Source organism: Micromonospora sp. NBC_01796 (assembly GCF_035917455.1).
In the GTDB taxonomy this organism is placed as follows: domain Bacteria; phylum Actinomycetota; class Actinomycetes; order Mycobacteriales; family Micromonosporaceae; genus Micromonospora_G.
Map to the genome: position 1 here is coordinate 5,362,255 of NZ_CP109078.1, position 25,502 is coordinate 5,387,756.

Genomic DNA, 25,502 nt, shown 5'->3' on the forward strand with positions numbered 1-25,502 from the left:
CCGTGCCCGTTGAGTGGATGATTCGCCGCGGTCGGGGTCCGGGTCGGTTGTCGTTCCCTTGTTACGGTGCGTTCGGACTCGACGGGGAGGGCTCCGATGACTGGATCGACGCGCCGGATCGGACTGGCCGCGGGTGCGCTGTCGCTCGCCCTGGTGCTGGCCGGGTGCGGCGGTGACGCCCCGGTCGATCGGGTGACCGCACCGGTCGGGGTGACCGTCTCCGGATCCACCGGTGAGCCGAGCGCACCGCCGTCCGCCCCGGTCGCCGAGGGCCTGGGTACCGGCCCGACCAGGTCGGCGTCCCCGAGCCCGAGCAGGACCACCGCCAAGCCCAAGCCGCCGAAGTCGAAGGCCCCGCCGAAGCCGGTGCCGAAGAAGGACATCCCGCCGCCGCCGGCTGTCCAGCCGGCGCCGCCCGGCTGCACCGGGCCGAAGTACGTCGGCACCCAGGCCAGTCGGGCCGATGTGAAGGCGGCGCTCGCCGAGGCAGCGAACGTGACCTACTGGCCCACCTCGGCGCCGGAGATCAAGGTGCCGCTTAACCTGCTCAAGGCGATCGCCTGGCAGGAGAGCGGTTGGCAGTCCAACATCCAGGCGTGCGACGGTGGTGTCGGGCTGATGCAGGTGATGCCGGGTACGGCGTCCCAGATCAACAACCGGTTCGGCCAGTCGTACCAGATCGGCCAGTACCAGGACAACGCGAAGCTCGGCGCGAACTACCTGGCCTGGCTGATCAAGTACCTGAGTGAGCGGACCGGCCTCGGTTACGACATCAACGCTACGGACTGTGTCGACCATGTCGATCCGTGCATGCTCAACGCGGTGATCTCGGCGTACAACATGGGGCCCGAGAGGGGACTCGTGCTGCAACCCGACGGGACGTACGACCTCAAGATTACGAACCCCCGGTATACGGACAACGTGCGTACGTTGATGACCGAGTGCGAGTGCCTCGGATTCTGACCCGGACGGCCATCCTGGTCCACCGTCCCTTGTGATCAATTTGTCGTCGTAAATCGGCTGCCGGCACTGCGCCGGTAGTCGATCTGACGTGCGCCCGACAGAAGATGGCACGCATTTTCCCTGGTCAGTGGCGTGTGGGCGACGATACTCTCAAGTCGGACAGGTTGGACGATCGGCACTGTCAATCCATTTGGGTAAGACGCGCCGATAGGAGAAATTCAATGGCACTCTGGACCGATCTCGCCACCTGGCGTGGTCCCACCGTCAACTCTGGTGACGGCGACAAGAACGGCAATGAGGCCAGCGACCGGATGACCGAGCACCGCGGCATCGTGTTGCACATCGCCGAGGGCTACTTCGAGGGCACCATCGCCTGGCAGAAGAACCCGACGGCCGACGTCTCGTCACACTTCGTAGTCGCGAAGGACGGCCGGATCGCGCAGATGGTGGACACCGACATCCGATCCTGGGCACAACGGTCCGGGAACCCCACGTGGCTCAGCGTCGAGAACGAGGGCTTCGTTCCGGGCGCACTCACCCCACAACAGATCGAGGCGAACGCACGCCTGCTCGTGCGCGCCAACCAGGTCTACGACATCCCACTGCAGATCGCCACCAGTCCGTCGGGGCGGGGGCTCGGCCACCACAGCATGGGGGCCGAGAACGGGGTCGACTGGGGACATCCCCACTGTCCCGGTCCCGCCATCATCGCCCAGAAGCCGGCCATCGTCTCCCGGGCGTTGGAACTGAGCGGCTCGGAGGTGGTGCCGGTGGCCCCGGATCGGCCCCGGCGCAGATGGATCATCGACAACTAGGAGATCGACGACCAGAAAGGTCCGTCCCATGTATCTCATCCAGAGCACGACGCAGAACCCGAGCCCCATCTTCCTCGTGCACGACAGCGGCAAGGTCCGGCACATCGGCCCGGTCGAATTCAACTACCTCCGTTCCCTCGGCGGTGGCGCGACCGTGCCGCTGCTGGTGGAGCCGAATCCGGACGCGTTCGCCCGGCTGCTCGCCGAGGCCCGCGTCTCGCAGGGCTACCTGCAGAACTGAGTCGCACCTGGCCCGGAGCCGGCGACCGTCCGCCGGTCAGCGGTGCCGGGCCAGCCAGGCGTCCTCGGCGGCGTAGTCGAAGTAGTCGGTCCGGTACTCCAGCAGGTCGGTGAAGACGTCACGCCAGTCCCGGTCGCGGGTGGCGTCCACCAGCCAGCTCACCGTCTCCGGCAGGGACCGGAGGTAGTCGGTGACCGGGCGGTAGCCGAGCTGTCGTTGGGCCACGCTCATGTCGAGCACCACGGGGTTCGCCGTCGACCAGGGTGTCTCGCCCACCGGGGGTGCCGGCGAGGGCCCGTCGATCAGCACCTCGTCGGCGGAGTGGTCGAGCACGGAGTGGATGGCGGCGCCGATCTCCCGTACGGTCGGCGCCTCCGGGTCGGCGGCGTTGAGCACCCTGGCTCCCGGCTCGGACGCGGCCAGCCGGATCAGCTCGGCCAGGTTGGCGGTGGACACCGGGTGGAACCGGCTCTCGCCCCCGTAGGCGAGCACCCGGGCCGGCCTGCGGTCCAGCGCCCGCTTCACGAAGTGCCACTCGCGGGGGTGCACGGTGTGCGGGCCGTGGATGGCCCCGGCACGCAACACGGTGGTGGGCAGGATCGCGCCGGCGTCGAGCAACTCGCGCTCCAGGGCGGCCTTGTCGGCCGCGTAGTCCCCGGTGCCGGCCATGGTGGTCGGCTGGGTCTCGGCGATCGGTACGGGGAAGGTCACCCCGTCGGCGCCGAAGCCCAGCCCCTGGTCGTCGAGGTAGACCGCGGCGCTGGAGAGCACCACGGCCGAGCCGATCCGGTCAGAGAGTTCGATCAGTTGTCGGGCGTGCCGGGCGCCGTACGCGACGGTGTCGACCACCAGGTCGCAGCCGTCGCCGATCGCCTCGACGAGCTCGTCGTCGTTCTCCCGGTCGAGCGGAACCGGGTGCACGTGCCAGTCGAGCGGCCACAGTGGCCCGCCCCGTCCGCCCCGGGAACCGGCCCGGACCTGCCACCCGTCACGCACCAGGGCGCGTACGGTCGCCCGGCCTACCTGGCCGGTTGCTCCGATGACCAACGCAGTCCTCTCCATACGCCCACGGTAGGCGGGCGGGCGGCCCGACCTGCGCCCCTTCTGCCGACGGCGAATAAGCCGAGAGCTCAACCCGTCCACGGTTCAGCAACAGGCATTGCGCAACAACTCTTGCGCAATGCCTGTTGCTGATGCCAGACTCCTCGCATGGACAGAGCAGAGATCCGGCAGGTGACCGACTCGCGGGTGCTGGCGGCGCTGGCACACCCGTTGCGGCGCCGGCTGATGGACGCGTTGAAGGTCGACGGGCCGTCCACGGTGAGTGCGCTCGCCGCGCGGACCGGCCAGGCGGTGGCGAACATCAGCCACCACCTCAAGGTGCTGGCCGCCAGCGAACTGGTCGAGGAGGCGCCCGAACTGGCCCGCGACCGGCGGGAACGATGGTGGCGACCGGTCTCCGCCGGGGTGCGCTGGTCGCAGGCCGACTTCGCCGACGACCCGGCCGCGATGGCGGTCTTCAACGCCTCGCTCTCGCTCAACCTCGACCGGCACGCCAGCCTGGTCCGGGCCTGGTGGGCGGCGACCGAGACCGGGGCGGGCGGGTGGACCGAGGGACCGTTCTCCGCGGACAAGTGGCTGCACCTCACCCCGGCCGAGCTGACTCAGCTCAGCGGCGAGCTGATCGGGGTGCTGGACCGGTGGGCCAACCGGGAGGTCCCGGACGACGGCGAGCACCGGGAGCCGGTCTTCGTCTTCGCCCACGGCGTACCGGCGCAGCCGTGACCGGCGACCCGGCCGGGCAGACGGTCGCACCCCGCCGGAGTCTGCTGCGGCACCGGGACTTCCGGCTGCTCTGGATCGGACAGACCACCAGCAAGCTCGGCAGCAGCGTCACCGGCGTGGCGCTGCCGCTGGTGGCGGTCGCCACCGTCGATGCGACCACCTTCCAGGTGGCCCTGCTGGCCGCGGCCGCCTGGGTGCCCTGGCTGGTGATCGGGCTACCGGCCGGCGCGTGGGTGGACCGGCTGCCGCGCCGACCGGTGATGATCCTGGCCGACCTCGCCTGCCTGGTGCTGTTCCTCAGCGTGCCGGTCGCCGCCTGGTTCGGCGTACTGGGCATCGGGCAACTGCTCGCGGTCGCCCTCGGCACCGGGACGGCCAGCGTGTTCTTCCAGACGTCCTACCAGGTCTACCTGCCCACGCTGTTGCGGCCGGAGGAGGTGGCCGAGGGCAACGCGAAGCTGCAGGGCACCGAGTCGGCGGCGCACGTGGTCGGCCCCGGTCTCGCCGGGCTGCTCGCCCAACTGGTCGGCGCGGCGTCCGCGCTGCTCGCCGACGCGGCCAGCTTCCTGGTCTCGGTGCTGTGCCTCTGGTCCATCCGTACGCCCGAAGCCCGGCCCGCCCGGGACCCGCACCGGGAGAACCTGCGCCGGCAGATCCGCGCCGGAATCCGGTTCGTGGCCCTCGACCCCTACCTGCGGGTGATGACGGTCTTCGGCGCGGCCAGCAACATCGCCCTGGTCGGCTACCAGGCGATCCTGGTGGTCTTCCTGGTCCGCGAGGTGGGGGTGAGTCCGGGCCTGGTCGGCGCCCTGATCGCCCTGACCAGCCTCGGTGGGGTACTCGGTGCGACCGCCGCCGGCTGGCTCGCCCGGCGCTTCGGCACCGCCCGTGGACTGCTCCTGTCCGAGCTGGGTGCGGCACCGTTCGCCCTGCTCATCCCGCTCACCGCGCCCGGTCCCCGGCTCGGTTTCCTGGTCGCCGGGGGCGTCGTCGTCGGCGCCGGGATCGTCGCCGGCAACGTGATCAAGGGGAGTTTCCGGCAGACGTACACCCCGCACCACCTGCTCGGCCGGGTCACCGTCAGCATGCAGTTGCTCAACTTCGGCTCGATCCCGTTCGGTGCGCTGCTCGCCGGTGCGCTCGGCAGCACAATGGGGATCCGGCCGACGATGTGGATCATGACGGCGCTCCTGCCGCTGAGCAGCCTGATCCTGCTCCTCGGCCCGCTGCGGCAACGCCGCGACCTGCCGACCCGCCCGGCGGGTGACGACCGCGACCAAGCGGTGGGCGAGGTCGGGTCAGTGGAAGCGGCCGGGCCAGTGGAAGCGGCCGGGGCGGTGAGAGCGGTCGCTTCAGTGGAAGCGGTCGGGGGTGACGTGGGCGGGGTCGATCCCCGGCTCGGGCGGCGTGACCCCGGTGACCAGCGTCGCCAGCAGACGACCGAGACTCGGCGCGACCTGCATGCCGTACCCGCTCAGGCCGGCCAGCCAGAGAAAACCCTCCGCGTCCGCGGACCGGCCGACCACCGGCACGTCGTCGGCGGCCGAGGTCCGCAGCCCGGCCCAGGCGTGGTGCACCCGGCGGATGGTGAGGGTGGTGGCCTCCTCGACCCGGGCGGCCCCGATCGCGATGTCGAGGTCGTCGGGGCGTACGTCACCGGGCGGGGTCGGGGTGGCGTCGGCGGGTGAGATCAGCAGTCGCCCCGACTCGGGTTTGAAGTAGAACGTCTCCGCCACGTCCGACACCATCGGCCACCGCTCCGCGCTGACCCCGTCCGGCAGGTCCACCAGGAACGCGGTACGCCGCAGCGGGGTCAGGCCGACCGGCCGTACCCCGGCGAGTTCCGCCACCTCGTCGGCCCAGGCACCCGCGGCGTTGACCACCAGCCCACCGGTGAAGTGCCCGGCGTCGGTCTCCGCCCGCCAACCGCCGACGACCCGGGTCAACGACCGGACCCGGGCGGACCGGACCACCCGACCACCGCCCGCCCGGATGCCCCGCAGGAACCCCTGGTGCAACGCGTCCACGTCGATGTCCTGCGCCGCCGGGCGGACCATCGCCCGGTGGTAGCGGCCCGGACGGACGATCGGGCAGTAGCGCTGCACCTCGTCCAGGTCGATCTCGCGGGCGGGGGTCGGGGCGGCGAGTTCGTCGGCCAGCGCCGCGTCGAAGCTCGCGTCCTCACCGGCCGGGGAGAGCGCCAGCACCCCCCTCGGGGTGAGCAGAGGCGCGGCGCTGAAACCCGGCGGCGGGTCATCCAGAAAGGCGCGGCTGGCCGACGTCAACGCCCGCACCACCGGCCCGCCGTAATACTCCGAGAACAGTGCGGCCGAACGGCCGGTGGCGTGGTAGCCGGCGACCTTCTCCATCTCCAGCAGGACCACCCGCCCGTACGCGGCCAGGTGGTAGCCCGCGCTGGCGCCGGCTATCCCACCGCCGATGATGAGGAAGTCAGCGTCCACGGCCGCTGACCGTAGTCGGTCAAGGCGGAGACGGCAATCAATGGCGAGACAGTTTCGGGTCCAAACGGGAAATCGGGGACGACCCTGAGTGGGATCAGGGGTTTCGGACCCGATCGAGGGGACTGTCCCGGAGGGAAAAGTTGGCCGGCCCGCCTACGGTGTAGCCATGGGGCAGCGGGGGTGTGGGCGTGGCTGACTGGCTGGCGCAACTGGGGGAGCTCCCGAGCGCCCTGTACCTGGCGGGGCTCGGCGTGGTCATGCTGCTCGACGCGATCCCGTTGGTAGGCGTGCTGGTACCCGGCGACATCGCGGTGCTTGCCGTGGTGGGCACCGGCCGACCGGGCGGACCCGCCGGTGCCTACCTCAGCGTGATAGCCGGTTGCGTGGTCGGCTGGTCGTTGAGCTTCCTCGCCGGTCGGCTTTTCGGCGACCGGATCCGGCAGGGTCGGATCGGAGCCTGGATCGGCGAGGCCCGGTGGGCCGCCGCCGAGGGCATCCTGAACCGCGGTGGCGGCCGGATGGTGATGGTGGCCCCGTTCCTGCCCGTGTTCAACGCGTTGCTACCACTGGCCGCCGGCGGCCTACGAATGTCCTACCGCCGCTTCGTCTCCTGCGCGGCACTCGGTGCCGCGCTCTGGGCCGGGCTGTACGTGCTGCTGGGCACAGCGGCGAACTCACTGGGTGGACTATTGCCCGGAGAGTCGTTCACGATGGTGGCCACGGTCGGCATCGGCCTGACCGTCGGCTGGGTCGTGCTGCTGGGTGCCCGGCGCAGCTGGCTCAGATCGGCCGGACATTCGCCGCCTGCGGGCCCTTCTGCCCCTGAGTGACCTCGAACTCGACCTTCTGGCCCTCGTTGAGCTCGCGGTAACCCTGGCTGTCGATGGCGGAGTAGTGGACGAAGACGTCCGGTCCTCCGCCGTCCTGCTCGATGAAGCCGAAGCCCTTTTCTGAGTTGAACCACTTCACGGTGCCGGTTGCCATTCAAATCTCCTTAACAGGTGTGCGACGGTGGTCGTCCCACACGTCACCGACACTAGCGTTCCGACCCGGATGATGCGCGCCGAAGTCGCGGCTCGGCGACAGTCAGGGCGATAACCGGGGCCGGAAGGGCCGTTCTACGGCATGCTTGACCCGTGACGAGACGGATGGCGGGCCCGCTAGCCGACCTCGAAACCAAGATCTCCGCGACCGACACCGGGGGACTGGACCGGCTCCGGCTCGTCGAGGTGCCGTTCGTGCCCGAGGTACGCCTGCATCTGGCCGAGGACGCCATCGTCTGGTGGGCCAGGATGGAGGCCGAGGCCGGGGCGGTGCTGGCGCCACCGTACTGGGCGTCGGCGTGGCCGGGAGGGCAGGCACTCGCCCGGTACGTGCTCGACCATCCCGAGGCGGTCGCCGGTCTGCGCGTACTCGACCTGGCCGCGGGCTCCGGGTTGGCCGCGATCGCCGCCGCGCTGGCCGGGGCGGCCACGGTGACCGCGAACGACATCGACCCGTACGCCCTGGCGGTGATCGGGATGAACGCGCGGGCGAACCGGATCGACGTACGCCAGGCCGACGGTGACCTGCTCGACGGCGACGGGCTGGACGCGGACCTGATCCTGGCCGGTGACGTCTTCTACCGCCGGGCACTGGCGGACAGGATGCTGCCGTTCCTGGAGCGGGCGGCGGCACGCGGTGCGCGGGTGCTGGTCGGCGACCCCGGGCGGGTGTTCCTACCGGCCGACCGGTTCCGGGTGGTGGCCAGTTACCACGGTTCGGCCAGCGACTCGGTCGAGGACGCGGAGATCAGTCGGATGGACGTGCTCCAGCTCCTGAGCTGACCACCGGGAGGTCGAGGACGTACGAGTCGCCCTCGCGCCGGAAACCGAGCCGGTCGTAGTACGGCGCGACCATGCCCGGTGGGGTGACCACCCGGCGGAAGCCCCGGTCGGTGAAGAGACTGCTGCGCCGGTAGACGAACTCGCCGGGGGTGAAGTCCCGGAACCGCTGGGTCACGTAGTCCAGTTCCACCCGGGCCACCTCCCCGCCGCTGCCGTCGACCAGTACCACCCCGACCACCTCGTCGGCGCGTACGACGAGGAAGGCCGTCCGGTCCGGGTCGGCGCCGTGCCACTCGAACCCCGGGTTGAACCGGGCGATGTCCGCCCCGTGTACGCGCAGCGTGTGGGCCAGGAACCCGTCGTCGGTGCCGACCTCGACGACCTCGTAGGTCCGCTCGTCGTGCCGGGTGGCGAGCATCCGGCGCAGGTACCAGACGTTGATGATCGCGATCACCACGTTCAGCCCGACCCCCGGCCAGACCCCCAGGGCGGTGTTGAAACCGATCAGGATCAGGGAGCCGACCAGGTTCAGCGCGCGCAGCCGCAGTACGCGGGTCTGCAGCAGGGACCAGACCAGTACCGCGGAGCCGATCCAACCGATGATGTCCAGCCAGTTCACCCGCCGAGGTTAGCCCCTGCCCGCTGACCTGCCCAAAATCGGACGCAGGTGGTGAAGCGCGCGGACCGGGCGTGGTTGTCGTCGCCGTGCCGGGCGCAGGGGTGACACGCGGGGGTACCGGCATGGTGTGAGACGTACCACCGGCCGTACCACCACGAGTATGGTGGCCCGTATGGCAGACAAGGTCACGTTGAGTCTGAACCCGGACACACTCGCCCGGGCGCGTGCCGCCGCCGGCCAGGCCGGCATGTCCCTGTCCGCCTGGATCGACCGGGCCGCCCGTCGGGAGGCGATGCGCGACGCCGCCCGCCGGCAGGACGAGTGGCTGGCCGCCAACCCGGACGTACGCGACGAGCTCGACGGATTCGACCGGCTCGCCGACAATCTCGAAGCGGGTTGGAATGACCTGGTCGAGGCGGCGTGAACCGCGGTGAGATCTGGACTGTCGGCGATCCCAGCAAGGTGCGTTACCGCGTCATCGTGCTCTCCGGCGACGCGCACAACGACCGGCCGAGCGCGTCGCCGTACTGCGCGCCGATCGTCCGCCAGCGCGGTAGCGCGGAACTGCCGCCGTTTGTCGTACCGCTGGCCGAGACCGACCCGATGACCGGGGTGGTGGTGGTCAACCGGATGCGCCGGGTCCCGGCCGCCGCCGGTGTGGAGCGGGTCGGCATGGCCACCGGGGCGAGCATGTCCCGGATCGTCGAGGCCCTCAAGGACCTCTTCGAACTCTGACCCGTCGCCCGTCGCCCGTCGCCCGTCGCCCGTCGCCCGTCGGCCCGCCCATCGGCGCGGGAGCCGGCCACCCGCGAAGGTGGCCGGCTCCCGTGCACCTCCGACCTGAATCAGTTCCACTCGAAGCCGCGCATCTCAACCTCCCCGTCCGGCGTCGTTGATACCGGTATTACGGGTGGGGGCGGCATTGGGTTGCAGTGATTACGGCTTTCTCTCGCCGATGATGCCCGAGCGGGTCGTGCCGTGTTACCAGCCGCGGGCCCGCCACTCTTCGAGGGAGGGGCGTTCGACACCGAGGGTGGAGTCCCGCCCGTGGCCGGGGTAGAACCAGGTCTCGTCCGGCAGCCGCCCGAAGATCTTGGTCTCCAGGTCGTTCATGATGCTGTCGAAGTGAGCGGGATCGGTCGTCTTCCCCGGGCCACCGGGGAACAGGCTGTCGCCGGTGAACAGGTGCGGGATCCCGGCCGGGTCGCTGTAGAGCAGGGCGATCGAGCCGGGGGTGTGCCCGACCAGGTGGATCACCTCCAGCGCGCAGCCGCCGACCCGTACGGTGTCCCCGTCGACCAGGGTCTCCGAGTCGATCGGCAGCCCGTCGGCGTCGGCGGTGTGGGCGAGGCTGATCGCCCCGGTGGCCGCCACCACCTCTTCCAGTGCCACCCAGTGGTCCATGTGCCGATGGGTGGTGATCACGTGGCTCAGGCCGGTCTCGCCGGCAAGTTCCAGCAGCCGGGGCGCCTCGTTGGCCGCGTCGATCAACACCTGGTCGCCGGTGGAGCGGCAGCGGACCAGGTAGGCGTTGTTCTCCATCGGCCCGACCGACACCTTGGTGATGGTCAGGTCGTCCAGGTCCCGTACGTCTGGCGCCCCGCCGGGCGAGACATCTCCGCGGTAACTCATCTCGTACCTCTAGATCCAGTCCGGTGGGGTGGGCAAGGGGCCGTTCGGGGTGACGGTGAGTCCGGTGCCGGTGGACCGACCGATCAGCCAGCCGGCGAGCAGGTGCACCGGTCCGGCGACGGTCGGTCCGGCTCCGGCCGGGCCGATGGTCAGGGTGCGGCCGGCGTCGGTCGGGCGCAGCGTCAGCGCGGGTACGTCCTCGCGGGTGGCCAGGTCACCGGCGGCCTCGTTCAGCAGCCGCTGGGCGAACCCCTCGGGCCAGTCGACCGGGTCGTAACCGGCGCCGAGGTCGACGTGGTGCACCTCGAGTTCACGCAGGCGGGTCCAGACCAGCACCGCCGCCACCCGATCGCCGCGGTGCGACCTGACCACCGCCGCCCAGGCCTCCGGCGGCATCGCGGCGCACGCCTCGGCGAACCGTTTCGCCCCGCCCCGCAGGTCGTCCAGGTGGGCGTCGAGGGGGCGGTCGGCACCGGCGGCGATGTCCGCGTCCCGGGCGGCGACGCTCGCGTACGCCGGGACGTGCTGGCCGGTCCGGGCCCCGGTGAGCAGATTGACCAGCGCGTCGGCGCTGCGCGCGAGGTGGGTCAGCACATGTCCGCGGCTCCAGCCGGGCAGTCGGGACGGTTCGGCGAGGGTGGACCGGTCGAGGGTGCCGGCGGTACGGAGCAGCCGCTCCGTGGCGCGGTCCACCTCGGCGATCAGAACCAATGGGTCAACGGTCACGTTTCGACCCTAGTCGTCCGCACCCCGCCGGTGGTCGTCGGCGGGCCGGACCCGGAAATGGCTTTCGGTGGATCGTCGGCAGCCCTTACCGTTCGAGTTGAACGCGTCACCCGGGAGTTGGAGGGAGGTGGGGATCATGCCGGTCGCCGTGCGCGTCTCCCGCATCCCGGTTCACCAATTCTGACGAGGGTTGACATGAGGTTTGATCTCGCGTCCCTGGGCTGGGACGCCGCGCTTCACAGCGCGTACTCCAGGCACGATGACCTGCGGCCGGGCCGGGTGGTTCGGGTGGACCGCGGGGTGTGCACCGTACTGTGCGCGGACGGGACGTACCGGGCGAGTCTGGCCGGGGCGGTCCTGGCCGGGGCCGTCGCCGATCCGGCCCGCCTGCCGTGCGCCGGGGACTGGCTACTGGTCCGGGTCTGGCCGGACGACCGGGTCACCGCCGAGGCGGTGCTGCCCCGGCGTACGGCGATCGTGCGTCGGACCGCAGGCAAGGCCGCGACCGGACAGGTCCTGGCCGCGAACCTCGACGCCGCGGCGGTGGTCGAGCCGATGCATCCGACGCCGGACATGGCGCGGATCGAGCGTCTGCTCGCCCTGGCCTGGGCATCCGGGGCGGAGCCGATGGTGGTGCTGACGAAGTGTGATCTGGTCCCCGATCCGGCGGCGGTGGCCGCCCAGGTGGCCGAGGTGGCGCCCGGGGTACGGGTGCTGGCGGTGAGCGCGCAGACCGGCGCCGGCCTGTCCGACCTGCGCCCGCAGGTCGCGTACGGCCGTACCCTGGCGCTGCTCGGCCCGTCCGGTGCGGGCAAGTCGACGCTGGTCAACGCGCTGGCGGGGACGACCGTGATGGTCACCCAGGGGATCCGGGGGGTGGACGGCAAGGGCCGGCACACCACCACGCACCGGGCGTTGATCCCGATTCCCGGTGGGGGAGCGGTGCTGGACACCCCGGGGATCCGGGCGGTCGGGCTGCTCGACGCGGCCGGTGGCCTGGACCACGCCTTCGCCGATGTGGCGGAGTTGGCCGCGGCCTGCCGGTTCGACGACTGCGCGCACCAGGTGGAGCCCGGTTGCGCGGTCCGGGCCGCGCTGGAGGACGGCGGGCTCACCCCGCGCCGGTGGGAGAGTTGGTGCAAGCTGCAACGTGAGGTGGCGTTCGAGACCCGACGCCGGGACGCCCGGCTGGCGGCCGAGGCGCGGGCCGGGCGGCGGCGGGCCCGGTCGGACCGGCGGATCCGTCCTTAGGCTGGGGAACCGTTCGGCGGTGCCACGGCGTTGACCAGGGGGAACGTACGGGTGGGAGAAAGTGTCGTACCTCGGGGCTAAAGTTGCCGAGGCGCATTCTTGGCGTCTGCAAGACCAGTGACTTCGGTGGCAAGATCACCGAAACGGGGCGAAACCCGGAAGCTGGACATAACCGCAGAAGCTCGACCTAACCGCAGAACGTCTTTCAAGCCGCAGTAGCTTGTCCGAACGGACGAGTTCTCGCTTTCTTCTCCCGGGAGTACACGGACAGTGGCCGACCGCATGATCATCCGCGGCGCGCGCGAGCACAACCTGCGTGACGTCAGTCTCGACCTGCCGCGGGACGCAATGATCGTCTTCACCGGGCTTTCCGGCTCGGGCAAGTCGAGCCTGGCCTTCGATACGATCTTCGCCGAGGGCCAGCGGCGCTACGTGGAGTCGCTGTCGTCGTACGCTCGGCAGTTCCTCGGCCAGATGGACAAACCGGACGTCGACTTCATCGAGGGCCTCAGCCCGGCGGTGTCGATCGACCAGAAGTCCACCTCGCGCAACCCCCGGTCGACCGTGGGCACGATCACCGAGGTCTACGACTACCTGCGCCTGCTCTACGCCCGGGTCGGCGAGCCGCACTGCCCGGTCTGCGGCGAGCGGATCTCCAAGCAGAGCCCGCAGCAGATCGTCGACCGGGTGCTGGCGATGAAGGAGGGCACCAAGTTCATGGTGCTCGCGCCGGTGATCCGTGGCCGCAAGGGCGAGTACCTGGACCTGTTCGCCGAGCTCCAGGGCAAGGGCTACGCCCGGGCCCGGGTCGACGGCGTGGTCCAGCCGCTCACCGAGTTCATCGGCGAGGCACCGGCGACCAAGCTGAAGAAGCAGGAGAAGCACACCATCGAGGTGGTGGTCGACCGGCTCACCGTCAAGGCCTCCGCCAAGCAGCGGCTGACCGACTCGGTGGAGTCCGCGCTGACCCTCTCCGGCGGGCTGGTCCTGCTCGACTTCGTCGACCTGGCCGAGGACGACCCGGACCGGGAGCGGCGCTACTCCGAGCACCTGGCCTGCCCGAACGACCACCCCCTCGCGATCGAGGACCTGGAACCGCGGGTCTTCTCCTTCAACGCCCCGTACGGCGCCTGCCCCGAGTGCACCGGTCTGGGCACCAAGAAGGAGGTCGACCCGGAGCTGATCGTGCCGGACCCGGAGCGGACCCTGCGCGAGGGCGCGATCCAGCCCTGGTCCTCCGGACAGACCCTCGAATACTTCCTGCACCTGCTCGAGGCGCTGGGCGAGGCGGAGCACTTCGACCTCGACACCCCGTGGCGCAAGCTCCCCTCGCGGGCGCAGAAGACGATCCTGCACGGCTCCGGTGACCAGGTCCACGTGCGCTACCGCAACAAGTACGGCCGCGAGCGCTCCTACTACACCGGCTTCGAGGGCGTGGTGCAGTGGATCCAGCGCCGGCACTCCGACACCGAGTCGGACTGGTCGCGGGACAAGTACGAGGGCTACATGCGCGACGTGCCCTGTGCCGCCTGCGGTGGTGCCCGGCTCAAGCCGGAGGTGCTCGCGGTCACCCTGGGCGGCCGGAGCATCGCCGAGGTCTGCGCCCTGTCGGTGGGTGAGTGCGCCGAGCTGCTGGGCGTACTGACGTTGACGGACCGGCAGAAGATGATCGCCGAGCGGGTGCTCAAGGAGATCAACGCCCGGCTCCGCTTCCTGGTCGACGTCGGGCTGGACTACATCTCCCTGGACCGCCCGGCCGGCACCCTCTCCGGCGGCGAGGCGCAGCGCATCCGGCTCGCCACCCAGATCGGCTCCGGCCTGGTCGGGGTGCTCTACGTGCTGGACGAGCCGTCGATCGGCCTGCACCAGCGGGACAACCACCGGCTGATCGAGACCCTGGTCCGGCTCAAGAAGCTGGGCAACACCCTGATCGTGGTCGAGCACGACGAGGACACCATCCGGGTCGCCGACTGGATCGTCGACATCGGTCCGGGTGCGGGCGAGCACGGCGGCCGGATCGTGCACAGCGGTTCGGTGAAGGACCTGCTGGGCAACCAGGAGTCGGTCACCGGCGCCTACCTGTCCGGGCGGCGCAGGATCCCGACCCCGAAGCAGCGCCGGCCGCAGACGCCGGGCCGGGAACTGGTCGTACACGGTGCCCGTGAGCACAACCTGCGCAACCTGACCGTGCCGTTCCCGCTGGGCCAGTTCACCGCCGTCACCGGGGTCAGCGGCTCGGGCAAGTCGACCCTGGTCAACGACATCCTGTACGCGGTCCTGGCGAACCAGATCAACGGGGCACGGATGGTGCCGGGGCGGCACACCCGGGTCGCCGGCCTGGAGCACGTGGACAAGGTCGTCGGGGTGGACCAGTCGCCGATCGGGCGTACGCCCCGGTCGAACCCGGCGACGTACACCGGGGTCTGGGACCACGTCCGCAAGCTGTTCGCCGAGACCACCGAGGCGAAGGTGCGCGGGTACGGCCCTGGCCGGTTCTCGTTCAACGTCAAGGGCGGACGCTGCGAGGCGTGCAGCGGTGACGGCACGATCAAGATCGAGATGAACTTCCTGCCCGACGTGTACGTGCCGTGCGAGGTCTGCAAGGGCGCCCGGTACAACCGGGAGACCCTGGACGTGCACTACAAGGGACGTACGGTCGCCGACGTGCTGCAGATGCCGATCGAGGAGGCGGCCGACTTCTTCTCGGCCATCCCGGCGATCCACCGGCACCTCAGGACGCTGGTCGACGTCGGCCTCGGCTACGTCCGGCTGGGCCAGTCGGCGCCGACCCTGTCCGGTGGCGAGGCGCAGCGCGTCAAGCTCGCCTCCGAGCTGCAGAAACGCTCGACCGGCCGGACCGTTTACGTGCTCGACGAGCCGACCACGGGCCTACACTTCGAGGACATCCGCAAGCTGCTCGGTGTGCTGGAGAGCCTGGTCGACAAGGGCAACACGGTGATCGTGATCGAACACAACCTGGACGTGATCAAGACCGCCGACTGGCTCATCGACATGGGCCCGGAGGGTGGCCACCGGGGCGGCCTGGTGCTCGCCGCCGGCTCCCCCGAGGAACTGGCCGAGGTGCCGACGAGCCACACCGGGCAGTTCCTGCGGCCGGTGCTCGGGCTCAAGGGTGCGGCGAAGGGCTCCGAGGCGGCGACCGCGCGAGCGGAGAAGGCCAACGGTGCCGCCGCGAAGTCGAAGACGGCCCCGGCCAAGACCACCACGGCAGCCAAGACCACCACGGCGGCGAAGAGCACCGGGGCCAAGAGCGGTACGCCCACGGGCAAGACCGCCGCGGCCAAGTCCGCCACACCGGCGGCTCGGGGGCGGCGGGCCGCGTCCGCGGTCTGATTCGTGCCCAACTGAACCATTGCCGGCGATCTTGCGTGTCTACTGTCGTGGCCGCAGTACCAGTCCGGGCGCGGCCGCCACAGTCGAGAGGAAAGGCTAGGCATGAGTGACGACCAGATCGTGACCGGTCAGGTGCAGACCCGCCGCGCCCTGCTGTTGGGTGCGAGCGCCGTCGGCGCGACCGTGGTACTCGCCGCCTGCGGCACCGACAACTCCACCGACGGTTCCAACGACGCGGGCGCGCCCGCCGGGAGCGACCCGGCGGGCGACCCCAACGCCGGTGGGGACAACACCGGCGGCGCGGACGTCCTGACCAAGACCGCCGAGGTGCCGGTCGGTGGCGGGTTGATCTTCGCGGCCAAGGACGTCGTGGTGACCCAGCCGACCAAGGGCGAGTTCAAGGCGTTCAGCGCGATCTGCACCCACCAGAACTGCCCGGTGACCAACGTCGACGGGGGCACGATCAACTGCTCCTGCCACGGTAGCAAGTTCTCGATCACGGACGGTTCGGTGAAGAACGGACCGGCCACCCGGCCGCTGGGGGCCAAGGACGTCAAGGTCGACGGCGAGAACATCACCCTCGCCTGATCCACGGGCCGGCCTGGCGCGGAGAACCCCGCGCCAGGCCCGGGTCCGGCTTAGGATCCGGGGATGCGGCTGACCGTACTCGGGGCGTGCGGCGCGTGGCCGGAGCCGGGGCAGGCGTGCAGCGGTTACCTGGTCGAACACGACGGGTTCCGCCTCCTGCTCGACCTCGGGTACGCGACCCTGCCGCGCCTGCTGGAGCGGATCGGCCCCGAGCAGGTCGACGCGGTTTTCGTCACGCACGGCCACCCGGACCACTGCGCCGACCTCAACCCGCTGCTGCGCGCCCGCCATCTCCGGGCCGACAAACCCCCACCCCTTCCCGTGTACGCCCTGCCCGGCGCCCTCGACCCGGTGCTCGCCCTGGACCGGCCCGGCATGCTGGACGACGCGTACGTGCTGCACGAGTTCACCGCCGGTGACCGGCTGCGGATCGGCCCGTACGAGGCGCGGACGCGGCTGCTGCCGCACTGGGTGCCGAACGCCGGGGTACGCCTGACCGCCGGCGGGCGGGTGCTCGCGTACACGGGTGACACCGGGCCGAGTCCGGAGGTGGTGGAGTTGGCCCGCGATGCCGACCTGCTGGTGGCCGAGGCGAGTCACGTCGACGAGGTGCCGCAGGACTCCGTACGCGACCTGACCAGCGCCCGCCACGCCGGACGGCAGGCGGCCGAGGCGGGCGTCGGGATGCTCCTGCTGACCCACTTCTGGCCCGGCACCGACCGGACCGCCGCCCAGGTCGCGGCCGGTGACGCGTACGCCGGGGAGGTTGCCGCCGCCGTGCCCGGCCTGGTCGTGGATCTCGGGTGACCCCCGTCCCGGCCCGGACGGGCTCGGCCGGGAATGACAGGGGTGCGGACTAGGCTTGCTGACGTGGCTGACCCCTCGACCTACCGTCCCGCCCCGGGCACGATCCCGGAGGCTCCGGGGGTTTACCGCTTCCGCGACCCGACCGGCCGGGTGATCTACGTCGGCAAGGCGAAGAACCTGCGCAGCCGGCTCAACTCCTACTTCGGCGACACCTGGAACCTGCACCAGCGCACCCAGCAGATGGTCACCACCGCCGCCTCGGTGGACTGGGTCACCGTCGGCACCGAGGTCGAGGCGCTCCAGCTCGAATACTCCTGGATCAAGCAGTACGACCCCCGGTTCAACGTCCGCTACCGGGACGACAAGTCGTACCCGTACCTGGCGGTGACGCTGGACGAGGAGTACCCGAGGTTGCAGGTGATGCGGGGGGCCAAGCGCAAGGGGGTGCGCTACTTCGGCCCGTACTCGCACGCCTGGGCGATCCGCGAGACGCTCGACCTGCTGCTGCGCGTCTTCCCGTCGCGTACGTGTTCCTCCGGGGTGTTCAAACGGGCCGGGCAGATCGGGCGGCCGTGCCTGCTCGGCGACATCGGCAAATGCTCCGCGCCCTGCGTCGGCCGGGTCTCCGCCGACGAGCACCGGCAGATCGTGGACAACTTCTGCGACTTCATGGCCGGCAAGACCGACGGCATGGTCCGCCGGCTCGAACGGGAGATGCTCGACGCCAGCGAGCAGCTCGAGTTCGAGCTGGCCGCGCGGCTGCGCGACGACGTCGCCGCCCTGCGCCGGGCGATGGAGAAGCAGACCGTGGTGCTCGGCGACGGCACCGACGCCGACGTGGTCGCGTTCTCCGAGGACCCCCTGGAGGCGGCGGTCCAGGTCTTCCACGTCCGCGACGGCCGGGTACGCGGCCAGCGTGGCTGGGTGGTGGAGAAGGTCGAGGACCTGACCACCGGCGACCTGGTGCACCACTTCTGCACCCAGGTCTACGGCGGTGAGCAGGGGGAGTCCGACGTGCCCCGCGAGCTGCTGGTGCCGGCCCTCCCGCCGGACGCGGACGCGCTCGCCGACTGGCTCTCCGACAAGCGGGGGAGCCGGGTCAGCCTGCGGGTGCCGCAGCGCGGCGACAAGCGGTCGCTGCTGGAGACGGTCGGGCGTAACGCCGGTGAGGCGTTGACCCGGCACAAGCTGCGCCGCTCCGGTGACCTGACCACCCGGAGCAAGGCCCTCGACGAGATCACCGAGTCGCTCGGACTGCGTACGTCACCGCTGCGGATCGAGTGTTACGACATCTCCCAGATCCAGGGCACCGACGTGGTCGCCAGCATGGTCGTCTTCGAGGACGGGCTGCCGCGCAAGAGCGAATACCGCCGGTTCATCGTGCGCGGCGCCACCGACGACCTCTCCGCCATGTCCGAGGTGCTGCGCCGACGGTTCGCCCGCTACCTGGAGACCCGGGCGGAAACCGGTGAGCTGGGCGAGGAGACCACCACCGACCCGGACCGGCCGGGCATCGACCCGACCACCGGGCGCCCGCGCAAGTTCGCGTACCCGCCGCAGTTGGTGGTGGTCGACGGTGGTCAGCCCCAGGTGGCGGCGGCGTCGGCGGCACTGGCCGAGTTGGGCATCGACGACATCGCGCTCTGCAGCCTGGCCAAGCGGCTGGAGGAGGTGTGGCTGCCCGACGACGAGTTCCCGGTCATCCTGCCGCGTACGTCGGAGGGGCTCTACCTGCTGCAACGCGTACGGGACGAGGCGCACCGGTTCGCCATCACCTTCCACCGGGAACGGCGGTCGAAGCGGATGACCGTCTCCGGCCTGGACAACGTCCCCGGCCTCGGTGAGGTACGCCGCAAGGCTCTGCTGCGGCACTTCGGTTCGGTCAAGCGGCTCGCCGCCGCCGAGGTGGACGAGATCGTGGAGGTGCCCGGCATCGGCCGCCGTACCGCCGAGGCGATCATCTCCGCCCTCAACCCGGACCGGGCCGCGGCCCCGCCCGCCTAGCCTGAGCCGGACGCGGCGCCGCTGGGCCGAAGCCCGGCGGCGCTGTGGCATCTGCGCGCTGACCTGCCGATTCCAGATGTCCACAAGGTTTGCTTAGGGATCGACACCCACAGTGGGCACCACGGCACCCTAGGTGGTTGCCGGATTCCCGCGACCACCCGTCCGCCACTGCCGTCGGACGTCGGGTGGTACGCGTCGTGTCGCCTTCAGCACTGTGGAAAGGGCCAGGCATGGACCAACCGATCGGCGTACCCATTCGCCGACCTGTCATCCGCCACCGTTTCGGTGGCCTGCTACGAGCGTTGCTCGCGACGGTGGTCGCGGCCACCCCGCTGGTCGTGGCGGTGGGGCCGCAACCGGCCTCGGCCGCGCCGGCGAACGGCAACCTGATCATCAACGGGACCTTCGACAACGGCAGTACCCAGCCCTGGTGGACCCGGCTCAGCGAGACCAGGACCGACGTCCAGGCCGGACAGTTGCGGATCAGGACCCTCGGCGAGCGGCCGAACACCTGGGACGACCTGGTCGGCCACTTCGAGTTCGGGGTCGAGGCCGGGCGTCGCTACCGGTTGCAGTTCGACGCGAACACCGACGTCGGCCGCACCCTGCGGGTGTCGGTGTCCCGGGCGAACACCCCGTTCACCTCGGCGTTCGACCGGAACATCACGCTGGGCAGCGCGATGACCCGTTTCACCTTCGACTTCACCTCCCCGTTCGCCGACGCGCAGGCGGTGCTCTTCTTCCACCTCGGCGACAGCGTGGCCTCGACCGTACGGCTGGACAACATCAGCCTCACCCCGCTGCCCGCCGACGCGGCGACCGACCCGGTGCTCTTCTGGAACGACCAACTCCTCGCGGCGTACCGGGTCGCCCGCGACGGTGTACCTCCGACCAGCGGTTCCCGGATCGGCGCCATCATGCACGCGGCGATGTGGGACGCGGCGGTTTCGGTGACCGGCACCGGGCAGCCGTACCGGGCACGGGTTCCGGTGCACTATCCGGGCACCCTGGACGACGTGGTCGCCCCCTCGCTGGAGGCGGCGATCAACCAGGCGGCACGCGACACCCTGGTCGCGCTGTTCGCCAACAACGCCCACCCGGGTGTGGATCCGGCCCGGTTCGACGCCGCGTTGACCCAGGCCAACGCGCAGCTCCCGGCCGGGGTCAACGGATCCGAGGTCGCCCGTGGCACCTCGGTCGGTGCCCAGGCCGCCACCGCGATCCTCCAGGCCCGCGCAGGAGACGGCTCGGGTGTCAACACGCCGTACACGCTGGACGGGGTGCGGGGCTCGTGGCGGCCGACCGAGCCCGGCACGTCGGCGGTCACCCCGAACTGGGGTCGGGTCACCCCGTTCGCGATGACCCGGAGCAACCAGTTCCGCCCGGGTCCGCCGGCCGGTGCGGCCAACTACGCCGACCTGCTGGGCAAGCAGGAGTACCTGGACCGGGTGGACGAGGTCCGGCGGCTCGGCGGGCGGCAGAGTACCGAGCGGACCGCCGACCAGACGCAGATCGCGTTCTTCTGGGCCAATGACGTACCCGGCACGTACAAGCCGCCGGGGCAGTTGTACGCGCACACCCGCATCGTGGCCGAGCCGCGGGGGCTCGGCATACTCGGGAACGCGCGGCTGTTCGGGCTGGTCTCGCTGGCCATGGCGGACGCGGCCATCGCCGCCTGGGACGCCAAGTACGAGACCGGGATCGACCTGTGGCGACCGGAGACCGCGATCCAGGAGATCGAGCCGGGCTGGAAACCGCTGTCGCAGCGCCCGAACGGGGTCTCGTTCTCCCCGGCCTTCCCGGCGTACATCTCCGGGCACGCCACCTTCGCCGGGGCGTGGGCCGGGGTGATGCGGGCCTACTTCGGCACGGACGCGATCCCGTTCACCGGCACCACGGAGGACCCGAGCGCGATCGGGGTCCGACGCTCGTTCGCCACCTTCACCCAGGCGGCACAGGAGAACGCGCGGAGCCGGATCTATCTCGGCGTGCACTACCAGTGGGACGCGGACGCCGGTATCGCCACCGGCACCTCCGTCGCCGCCCGGGTGTTCAGCACCCAGCTTCGACCGTGACCGGCCGGCCCGCGTACGGATCGACCGTGGGATGACCCGTACGCGGGACCGGAGGGTCGGATAGTACGGTCCGGCGGTAGGCCGGTCGCCTGCGCGGCGACCGGCCGATCCGGCCGTGCCGGCGCTCCTCTGTGGCTGGGCCGGCATCGGCCGCCGTGCCGGTGCGGTTGGTGACGAGGTCGACGGGGCAGGAGAAGCTCATGGATGACTTCAAGCGACCGACGATCGCGGCGGCGATCGCACTCCTGCCGGTGTCCCTGGTCCTGGTGGCCGCCAACGACGGGCCGCTGTGGGCCGGGATCGTGGGCTGGGCAGTCGGTGCCGCGGTGATAGTGGTGCTCGGGCTCGGACTCGGTTGGCTGCGCTCGCGCACCGGCTCCCGCTGACGGCGGCCCACGCCCGGCGTCGAGGCCCACTCCGCGGTGCCGGCCGGCTTCCGGCGCCGCGTTCAGTCTTCGAGGCGGCGTTTCTGCGGGTAGACCGTTTCGCCACGGGCGAGCATCTCGACGAACTGGGCGATCCGGCGAGCCCGCGTCTCGGCCCGTTTGGCGCTGTCGACCCGGTAGATCACGGAGAACCGGTTCTGCTTGGTGAGGATGTCGAACATCGCCCGCGCCCGGGGCTCGGCGTCCAGCGCGGCGGCCAGGTCGGCCGGGACCTCGGCGGTGGCCGGTCCGGCGTACGCGGCGTCCCAGCGACCGTCGGCCTTGGCCCGCTCGATCTCGGCGTGTCCGCCCGGACGCATCCGGCCCGTCGCGATTAGGTCGGCGACGAGGGTGACGTTCCGGGCCGACCAGGGGCTGGTCGACCGGCGCGGAGTGAAGCGCTGCCGGTACGTGGTCTCGTCGCGGCTGCGTGCCTGGCTGTCGATCCAGCCGTGGCAGAGCGCCTCCTCCAGCGCCTGGGCGTAGGTGAGGCTGGTGGGGTCGGTGCTGCCCTGCTTGGCCAGCAGCAGCCAGACCCCGTCCGAGTCGCCGTGGTGCGCGTCGAGCCATTCCCGCCACGCGTCCTGGTCGGCGACGGTCAGTTCGGGCTGGTCAGCGCTCATGGTCGGCTCCTCGGTCAGGGGTCGGGTGAGGTTGTTCGGCGACGATCATGACTCGGCGCAGCAGGTCCGCCAGGGTCCGGCGCTCGGCCGGGTCGAGGGCGTCGAGCAGCCGGTGGTCCTCGTGGCCGAGCACCTCCATCGCTTCGAGCCAGGCGGCGTTGCCGGCTTCGGTGAGTTCGATGTCGACCCGGCGGCGGTCGGTGGTGGACGGGATGCGGCGGACGAAACCGCGTCGCTCCAGCGCGTCGAGGCGGGCGGTCACCGAGGGCGGTGCCATGTCGAGGTCGGCGGCGAGTTCGGTGGGGGTGGCCCGGCCCCGGCGGCCGGCGAGCACGTGCAGGGTGTCGAACTCGTGCCGCTGGAAGTCGAAGGCGACCAGGTAACGCTCCTTCATCCGGAGCAGGTGCCGGGCCAACCGCGCCGCGCGGGTGACCACACCCTCGACGTCCGGATCGAGGCCGGGCAGGACCGGTAGCCACCGGTCCACATGGTCGTCGGTCCCGTCGCGCTGCTCCACAGCACTACTCTACGTCACCGTCGAATTATTCGTTGACGAAAGGTTCGACATCGAACTAAATTCTGGTCCATGGACCATCCCCTCCGGCTCCGTGCCTTCCGGCTGCTCTTCGTCGGCCGTACGCTCTCCGCGCTCGGCGACGCCGTCGTGCCCGCGGCGCTCGCGCTCGCCGTACTCCGGGTCACCGGCTCGACCTCGGCGCTGGCCCTCGTCCTCGGCTGCGCCCTGGTCCCCAAGCTGCTGTTCCTGCCGCTCGGCGGCGTGGTCGCCGACCGGTTCGACGCCCGCCGGGTCGCGCTCGTCACCGACCTGATCCGTGGCGCCGCCCAGGTCTTCGTCGGCGTCGAACTGCTCGGCGCGGACCCGACGCTGACCCACGTCGCCGCCGCCTCGGCGGTCACCGGCGCCGCGTCCGCGTTCGCCATGCCGACCGCCTCACCGCTGGTCGCCGGCACCGTCGACGGTCCCGCCCGGCAGCAGGCCAACGCCCTGATGGGAGTCGCCTCCAGCGCCACCCGTCTCGGCGGGCCGGCGCTCGCCGGGCTGCTGATCTGGACCGCCGGACCGGGCTGGGCGTTCATCCTCGACGGCGCGTCGTTCGCCGCCAGCGCCGCGATGCTGGCGATCATCCGGGTACGCCGCACCCCGATCGAACGCCGGTCACTCCGCGCCGACCTGGTGGAGGGCTGGACCGAGGTACGCACCCGCGACTGGTACTGGACCAGCCTGCTCGCCCACGCGGCATGGAACGGCGGTGCCGCGGTCCTGGTCACCCTCGGCCCTGCGGTGGCGGTCGACCGACTCGGCGGCGAGGGTGTCTGGGTGCTGATGCTCCAGGCCGGAGCGGTCGGGCTGCTGCTCGGCTCGCTACTGGCCGGACGCGCCCGCCTGCGCCGGCCGATCCTGGTGGGAAACCTCGGCCTGGCGACGTACGCGGTCCCGCTGGTGCTGCTCGGGGTCGCCGCGCCCGCCCCAGCCGTGATCGTTTCGTACGGCCTCGCGCTGACCGCGCTCGGCTTCCTCAACCCGGTCTGGGAGACGGTTGTCCAGACCGAGATTCCGCCGCACGCCCTGGCCCGCGTCACCTCCTACGACTGGCTGCTCTCGCTGGCCGCCACACCGATCGGTTACGCCCTCGCCCCCCTGGGAGCGAGCCTCGGGTCGGCGAAGACGCCCCTGCTCGCCGCTGCTGTCATCGTCGCGCTCGCCTGCCTCGGCACCGCCGCCGTCCCCGGCGTACGCCGCATCGGCACCCCACCCGCCCACGCGGTCAGCGCGCCAACCGAAGCGGTCCCGGCTGACCAACGACCTCGGTCAGCGACCGCCGGAGGCGTATGACGCGTCGAGGTCTTACATCAAATTCGATGTACGTACGCGCCTGGGTATGTACGACCTGACGAAGTCACCGCCGGTCCACGTACCGTCTTGATCCACGGCTGTTCAGACCTGTAACGCGCCGTCCAGGACAGGGCTCAGCAGCCGGCGATCAAGCACCGACCACCGGCGGGAGGCGCCTTGCGGTGAACCACTGGCGGCCGTCGTCGAGCCACTGGTGCTGATCGAGGCCGGCGCTGCTGAGTTCCTCGGTGAGCTGGCGGTCGGTGAGCCGGCGTGCGGTGAACCGCTGGATCCACACGTCTTCGCGGATCTGGTACGAGGTCTCGGCGGTGAGCAGCCCGTCGGCCATGTCCAGGACGTCCAGGCAGCCGACGACGGGGCCGAGAACGCCCTCGCGGCTGGTCCCGACCCGAAGGCTGTCGAACCATTCCGGCGGGTGCCACTGCGCCACCAGTTGGCCACCCGGTCCGAGGTGGCGCCGACAGGTTCGCAGGAACAGTCGACGTTGCTCGTCGCTCGCAGTATTGATCAAGTGGCTGGCCAGCAGGACGACGTCGAACTGCTCGTTCAGTCGCAGATCTTCGATCCGGGCCGCCACTGGCTCGACACCACGGAGGTGAGCGAGCATGGTTGCCGACTCGTCAACACCAACCACCCGGTGGCCGAGTTCGGCGAGCGGGTTGCTCAGCCGTCCGGTTCCGCAGCCGAGTTCCAGGATCCGCGCACCGGGCGGTACCGCGCGGTGAATGATTTCGGGTTCACCGTTCGGCGGCAGTTGAGCGTAGACGTCGACGGCGCAGCCATCAGGAGTGATCGGCCCAGGCCCGGCCCCGTAGCTGGTCCGTTCGGTCGGCATCAGCGAAATGCTGCCAGAACCTGTCGAGGATCAGGCGGGGGAGGAAGTCAGCAACTGGTAGATCGCGTGGTCCTGCCACTGTCCGGCGATCTTCAGGTAGTTCGGGGCGACGCCGAAGCGGACGAATCCACTGCGCTCCAGCACGCGCTGAGAGGCGGCGTTGTGCAGCAGGACGGAGGCCTCGATCCGGTGCAGCCCCAACTCCTCGAACGCCACCGCGATGATGGCGCGTACGGCGGCGCTCGCGACGCCCCGACCGTTGTCGTCGGCGTTCACCCAGTAGCCGAGGCTGCACGACTGGAACGGGCCACGCACGATCGTCTGGAGGTTGATCCGGCCGACCACCCGTCCCGAGTCGAGGATCACGTGCGGGTGCCCGGTGCCTCGCTGATGTTGTTCGAGCGCGGTCTCGACAACAACCCGGTGGCCCTCGACCGTGAAGTAGTTCTCGTCCCGGACCGGCTCCCACGGGGCGAGGAAGTCACGGTTGACCCGCGCCAGTTCGGCCAGGACCGGAACATCGTCGAGCTGGAGCAGCCGGGTGGTGATCATCCAAAGATGATCTCAGACCGGCCCGGTGCTCGGCGGCCCCACC

At 70.8% G+C, this 25,502-nt stretch carries 25 protein-coding genes and 2 pseudogenes; 17 read left to right on the forward strand and 10 right to left on the reverse strand.

What is annotated here, in order from left to right; genetic code table 11:
* Positions 1 to 96: 96 nt before the first annotated feature.
* The 3 genes from OIE47_RS24750 (at position 97) to OIE47_RS24760 (ending at position 2,019) form a co-directional block, all read left to right on the forward strand.
* Entirely contained in the window at positions 97 to 963 is an 867-nt protein-coding gene (locus OIE47_RS24750; protein WP_326556910.1) for a transglycosylase SLT domain-containing protein, read from the forward strand.
* A gap of 221 nt (positions 964 to 1,184) precedes the next feature.
* Positions 1,185 to 1,778 carry a peptidoglycan recognition family protein gene (locus OIE47_RS24755; RefSeq protein WP_326556911.1) on the forward strand — a complete coding sequence of 198 codons (594 nt, stop codon included), beginning with the start codon at positions 1,185 to 1,187 and terminating at the stop codon, positions 1,776 to 1,778.
* A 28-nt stretch (positions 1,779 to 1,806) separates the two neighbouring features.
* Complete coding sequence (locus OIE47_RS24760; RefSeq protein WP_326556912.1) at positions 1,807 to 2,019, forward strand: hypothetical protein; 213 nt, start codon at positions 1,807 to 1,809, stop codon at positions 2,017 to 2,019.
* 36 nt (positions 2,020 to 2,055) lie between these two features.
* Here the strand turns inward: OIE47_RS24760 and OIE47_RS24765 are convergent, their stop codons facing one another.
* On the reverse strand, positions 2,056 to 3,081 hold the full coding sequence (locus OIE47_RS24765) for an NAD-dependent epimerase/dehydratase family protein (protein WP_326556913.1): 1,026 nt from the start codon (positions 3,079 to 3,081) through the stop codon (positions 2,056 to 2,058).
* Positions 3,082 to 3,228: 147 nt separating this feature from the next.
* Here OIE47_RS24765 and OIE47_RS24770 point away from each other — a divergent pair, with 147 nt between their 5' ends.
* The gene (locus OIE47_RS24770) at positions 3,229 to 3,804 is read left to right on the forward strand and encodes an ArsR/SmtB family transcription factor (RefSeq protein ID WP_326556914.1); all 576 of its coding nucleotides are present in this window, start codon (positions 3,229 to 3,231) and stop codon (positions 3,802 to 3,804) included.
* Positions 3,801 to 5,057: pseudogene (locus tag OIE47_RS24775) on the forward strand (MFS transporter); the annotation flags it as partial. The gene OIE47_RS24770 and the pseudogene OIE47_RS24775, both read left to right, overlap by 4 nt.
* Before the next feature lie 99 nt (positions 5,058 to 5,156).
* Here the strand turns inward: OIE47_RS24775 and OIE47_RS24780 are convergent.
* Positions 5,157 to 6,266 (reverse strand): NAD(P)/FAD-dependent oxidoreductase, encoded by a 1,110-nt coding sequence (locus OIE47_RS24780; RefSeq protein WP_326556915.1) that lies wholly within the window; start codon positions 6,264 to 6,266, stop codon positions 5,157 to 5,159.
* A 188-nt stretch (positions 6,267 to 6,454) separates the two neighbouring features.
* Between OIE47_RS24780 and OIE47_RS24785 the strand changes: the two genes are divergently transcribed.
* Positions 6,455 to 7,096 carry a DedA family protein gene (locus OIE47_RS24785; protein ID WP_326556916.1) on the forward strand — a complete coding sequence of 214 codons (642 nt, stop codon included), beginning with the start codon at positions 6,455 to 6,457 and terminating at the stop codon, positions 7,094 to 7,096.
* Here the strand turns inward: OIE47_RS24785 and OIE47_RS24790 are convergent.
* Positions 7,047 to 7,250, reverse strand: a complete 204-nt coding sequence (locus OIE47_RS24790; protein ID WP_326556917.1) for a cold-shock protein — start codon at positions 7,248 to 7,250, stop codon at positions 7,047 to 7,049. The two genes, OIE47_RS24785 and OIE47_RS24790, sit on opposite strands and share 50 nt — an antisense overlap.
* Positions 7,251 to 7,414: 164 nt before the next feature.
* On the opposite strand from OIE47_RS24790, the gene OIE47_RS24795 reads away from it, so the two are divergent.
* Positions 7,415 to 8,092: a class I SAM-dependent methyltransferase gene (locus tag OIE47_RS24795; protein ID WP_326563233.1), complete on the forward strand. Its 678-nt coding sequence runs from the start codon at positions 7,415 to 7,417 to the stop codon at positions 8,090 to 8,092.
* Here OIE47_RS24795 and OIE47_RS24800 read toward each other — a convergent pair.
* Positions 8,058 to 8,711 (reverse strand): YgjV family protein, encoded by a 654-nt coding sequence (locus OIE47_RS24800; protein WP_326556918.1) that lies wholly within the window; start codon positions 8,709 to 8,711, stop codon positions 8,058 to 8,060. The two genes, OIE47_RS24795 and OIE47_RS24800, sit on opposite strands and share 35 nt — an antisense overlap.
* Before the next feature lie 172 nt (positions 8,712 to 8,883).
* Between OIE47_RS24800 and OIE47_RS24805 the strand changes: the two genes are divergently transcribed.
* Both OIE47_RS24805 and OIE47_RS24810 read left to right on the forward strand, forming a co-directional pair.
* Complete coding sequence (locus tag OIE47_RS24805) at positions 8,884 to 9,135, forward strand: hypothetical protein (RefSeq protein WP_326556919.1); 252 nt, start codon at positions 8,884 to 8,886, stop codon at positions 9,133 to 9,135.
* The gene (locus OIE47_RS24810; RefSeq protein WP_326556920.1) at positions 9,132 to 9,446 is read left to right on the forward strand and encodes a type II toxin-antitoxin system PemK/MazF family toxin; all 315 of its coding nucleotides are present in this window, start codon (positions 9,132 to 9,134) and stop codon (positions 9,444 to 9,446) included. The genes OIE47_RS24805 and OIE47_RS24810 overlap by 4 nt, the downstream gene beginning before the upstream one ends.
* 246 nt (positions 9,447 to 9,692) lie before the next feature.
* On the opposite strand, the gene OIE47_RS24815 is transcribed toward OIE47_RS24810, so the two are convergent.
* Together OIE47_RS24815 and OIE47_RS24820 are read right to left on the reverse strand one after the other, a co-directional pair.
* Positions 9,693 to 10,343 (reverse strand): MBL fold metallo-hydrolase, encoded by a 651-nt coding sequence (locus OIE47_RS24815; protein WP_326556921.1) that lies wholly within the window; start codon positions 10,341 to 10,343, stop codon positions 9,693 to 9,695.
* Between the two features lie 9 nt (positions 10,344 to 10,352).
* Positions 10,353 to 11,069 (reverse strand): maleylpyruvate isomerase family mycothiol-dependent enzyme, encoded by a 717-nt coding sequence (locus OIE47_RS24820; protein WP_326556922.1) that lies wholly within the window; start codon positions 11,067 to 11,069, stop codon positions 10,353 to 10,355.
* A gap of 195 nt (positions 11,070 to 11,264) precedes the next feature.
* On the opposite strand from OIE47_RS24820, the gene rsgA reads away from it, so the two are divergent.
* The 7 genes and pseudogenes from rsgA (at position 11,265) to OIE47_RS24855 (ending at position 21,534) form a co-directional block, all read left to right on the forward strand.
* The gene (gene rsgA / locus OIE47_RS24825; protein WP_326556923.1) at positions 11,265 to 12,320 is read left to right on the forward strand and encodes a ribosome small subunit-dependent GTPase A; all 1,056 of its coding nucleotides are present in this window, start codon (positions 11,265 to 11,267) and stop codon (positions 12,318 to 12,320) included.
* 270 nt (positions 12,321 to 12,590) lie between these two features.
* Positions 12,591 to 15,575, forward strand: a pseudogene (uvrA, locus tag OIE47_RS24830) (excinuclease ABC subunit UvrA); the annotation flags it as partial.
* A gap of 201 nt (positions 15,576 to 15,776) precedes the next feature.
* Positions 15,777 to 16,262, forward strand: coding sequence for a Rieske (2Fe-2S) protein (locus OIE47_RS24835; protein ID WP_326556924.1), 486 nt, complete (start codon positions 15,777 to 15,779; stop codon positions 16,260 to 16,262).
* 63 nt (positions 16,263 to 16,325) lie between these two features.
* The gene (locus tag OIE47_RS24840) at positions 16,326 to 17,069 is read left to right on the forward strand and encodes an MBL fold metallo-hydrolase (protein ID WP_326556925.1); all 744 of its coding nucleotides are present in this window, start codon (positions 16,326 to 16,328) and stop codon (positions 17,067 to 17,069) included.
* A 63-nt stretch (positions 17,070 to 17,132) separates the two neighbouring features.
* Positions 17,133 to 19,073 (forward strand): excinuclease ABC subunit UvrC, encoded by a 1,941-nt coding sequence (gene uvrC / locus OIE47_RS24845; RefSeq protein WP_326556926.1) that lies wholly within the window; start codon positions 17,133 to 17,135, stop codon positions 19,071 to 19,073.
* A gap of 230 nt (positions 19,074 to 19,303) precedes the next feature.
* Entirely contained in the window at positions 19,304 to 21,148 is a 1,845-nt protein-coding gene (locus tag OIE47_RS24850; RefSeq protein WP_326556927.1) for a carbohydrate binding domain-containing protein, read from the forward strand.
* Between the two features lie 200 nt (positions 21,149 to 21,348).
* Entirely contained in the window at positions 21,349 to 21,534 is a 186-nt protein-coding gene (locus OIE47_RS24855) for a hypothetical protein (RefSeq protein WP_326556928.1), read from the forward strand.
* Between the two features lie 62 nt (positions 21,535 to 21,596).
* Here OIE47_RS24855 and OIE47_RS24860 read toward each other — a convergent pair whose 3' ends face one another.
* Positions 21,597 to 22,196 carry a YdeI/OmpD-associated family protein gene (locus OIE47_RS24860; protein WP_326556929.1) on the reverse strand — a complete coding sequence of 200 codons (600 nt, stop codon included), beginning with the start codon at positions 22,194 to 22,196 and terminating at the stop codon, positions 21,597 to 21,599.
* Complete coding sequence (locus OIE47_RS24865; protein ID WP_326556930.1) at positions 22,186 to 22,713, reverse strand: MarR family winged helix-turn-helix transcriptional regulator; 528 nt, start codon at positions 22,711 to 22,713, stop codon at positions 22,186 to 22,188. The genes OIE47_RS24860 and OIE47_RS24865 overlap by 11 nt, the downstream gene beginning before the upstream one ends.
* Before the next feature lie 69 nt (positions 22,714 to 22,782).
* Here OIE47_RS24865 and OIE47_RS24870 point away from each other — a divergent pair, with 69 nt between their 5' ends.
* Entirely contained in the window at positions 22,783 to 24,051 is a 1,269-nt protein-coding gene (locus tag OIE47_RS24870; protein ID WP_326556931.1) for an MFS transporter, read from the forward strand.
* 148 nt (positions 24,052 to 24,199) lie between these two features.
* Here OIE47_RS24870 and OIE47_RS24875 read toward each other — a convergent pair whose 3' ends face one another.
* On the reverse strand, positions 24,200 to 24,907 hold the full coding sequence (locus tag OIE47_RS24875; RefSeq protein WP_326556932.1) for a class I SAM-dependent methyltransferase: 708 nt from the start codon (positions 24,905 to 24,907) through the stop codon (positions 24,200 to 24,202).
* A gap of 30 nt (positions 24,908 to 24,937) precedes the next feature.
* Positions 24,938 to 25,459 carry a GNAT family N-acetyltransferase gene (locus OIE47_RS24880; protein WP_326556933.1) on the reverse strand — a complete coding sequence of 174 codons (522 nt, stop codon included), beginning with the start codon at positions 25,457 to 25,459 and terminating at the stop codon, positions 24,938 to 24,940.
* Positions 25,460 to 25,502: the final 43 nt, after the last annotated feature.

Bases quoted from the DNA above. Each gene is read 5' to 3' on its own strand.
- OIE47_RS24855 (WP_326556928.1), top strand. From the start codon at position 21,349: ATGGATGACTTCAAGCGACCGACGATCGCGGCGGCGATCGCACTCCTG.
- OIE47_RS24805 (WP_326556919.1), top strand. From the start codon at position 8,884: ATGGCAGACAAGGTCACGTTGAGTCTGAACCCGGACACACTCGCCCGG.
- OIE47_RS24880 (WP_326556933.1), bottom strand. From the start codon at position 25,459: ATGATCACCACCCGGCTGCTCCAGCTCGACGATGTTCCGGTCCTGGCC.
- OIE47_RS24860 (WP_326556929.1), bottom strand. From the start codon at position 22,196: ATGAGCGCTGACCAGCCCGAACTGACCGTCGCCGACCAGGACGCGTGG.
- OIE47_RS24770 (WP_326556914.1), top strand. From the start codon at position 3,229: ATGGACAGAGCAGAGATCCGGCAGGTGACCGACTCGCGGGTGCTGGCG.
- OIE47_RS24815 (WP_326556921.1), bottom strand. From the start codon at position 10,343: ATGAGTTACCGCGGAGATGTCTCGCCCGGCGGGGCGCCAGACGTACGG.
- OIE47_RS24840 (WP_326556925.1), top strand. From the start codon at position 16,326: ATGCGGCTGACCGTACTCGGGGCGTGCGGCGCGTGGCCGGAGCCGGGG.
- OIE47_RS24875 (WP_326556932.1), bottom strand. From the start codon at position 24,907: ATGCCGACCGAACGGACCAGCTACGGGGCCGGGCCTGGGCCGATCACT.
- OIE47_RS24755 (WP_326556911.1), top strand. From the start codon at position 1,185: ATGGCACTCTGGACCGATCTCGCCACCTGGCGTGGTCCCACCGTCAAC.
- OIE47_RS24750 (WP_326556910.1), top strand. From the start codon at position 97: ATGACTGGATCGACGCGCCGGATCGGACTGGCCGCGGGTGCGCTGTCG.
- rsgA (WP_326556923.1), top strand. From the start codon at position 11,265: ATGAGGTTTGATCTCGCGTCCCTGGGCTGGGACGCCGCGCTTCACAGC.
- OIE47_RS24795 (WP_326563233.1), top strand. From the start codon at position 7,415: ATGGCGGGCCCGCTAGCCGACCTCGAAACCAAGATCTCCGCGACCGAC.
- OIE47_RS24850 (WP_326556927.1), top strand. From the start codon at position 19,304: ATGGACCAACCGATCGGCGTACCCATTCGCCGACCTGTCATCCGCCAC.
- OIE47_RS24760 (WP_326556912.1), top strand. From the start codon at position 1,807: ATGTATCTCATCCAGAGCACGACGCAGAACCCGAGCCCCATCTTCCTC.
- OIE47_RS24835 (WP_326556924.1), top strand. From the start codon at position 15,777: ATGAGTGACGACCAGATCGTGACCGGTCAGGTGCAGACCCGCCGCGCC.
- OIE47_RS24790 (WP_326556917.1), bottom strand. From the start codon at position 7,250: ATGGCAACCGGCACCGTGAAGTGGTTCAACTCAGAAAAGGGCTTCGGC.
- OIE47_RS24870 (WP_326556931.1), top strand. From the start codon at position 22,783: ATGGACCATCCCCTCCGGCTCCGTGCCTTCCGGCTGCTCTTCGTCGGC.
- OIE47_RS24765 (WP_326556913.1), bottom strand. From the start codon at position 3,081: ATGGAGAGGACTGCGTTGGTCATCGGAGCAACCGGCCAGGTAGGCCGG.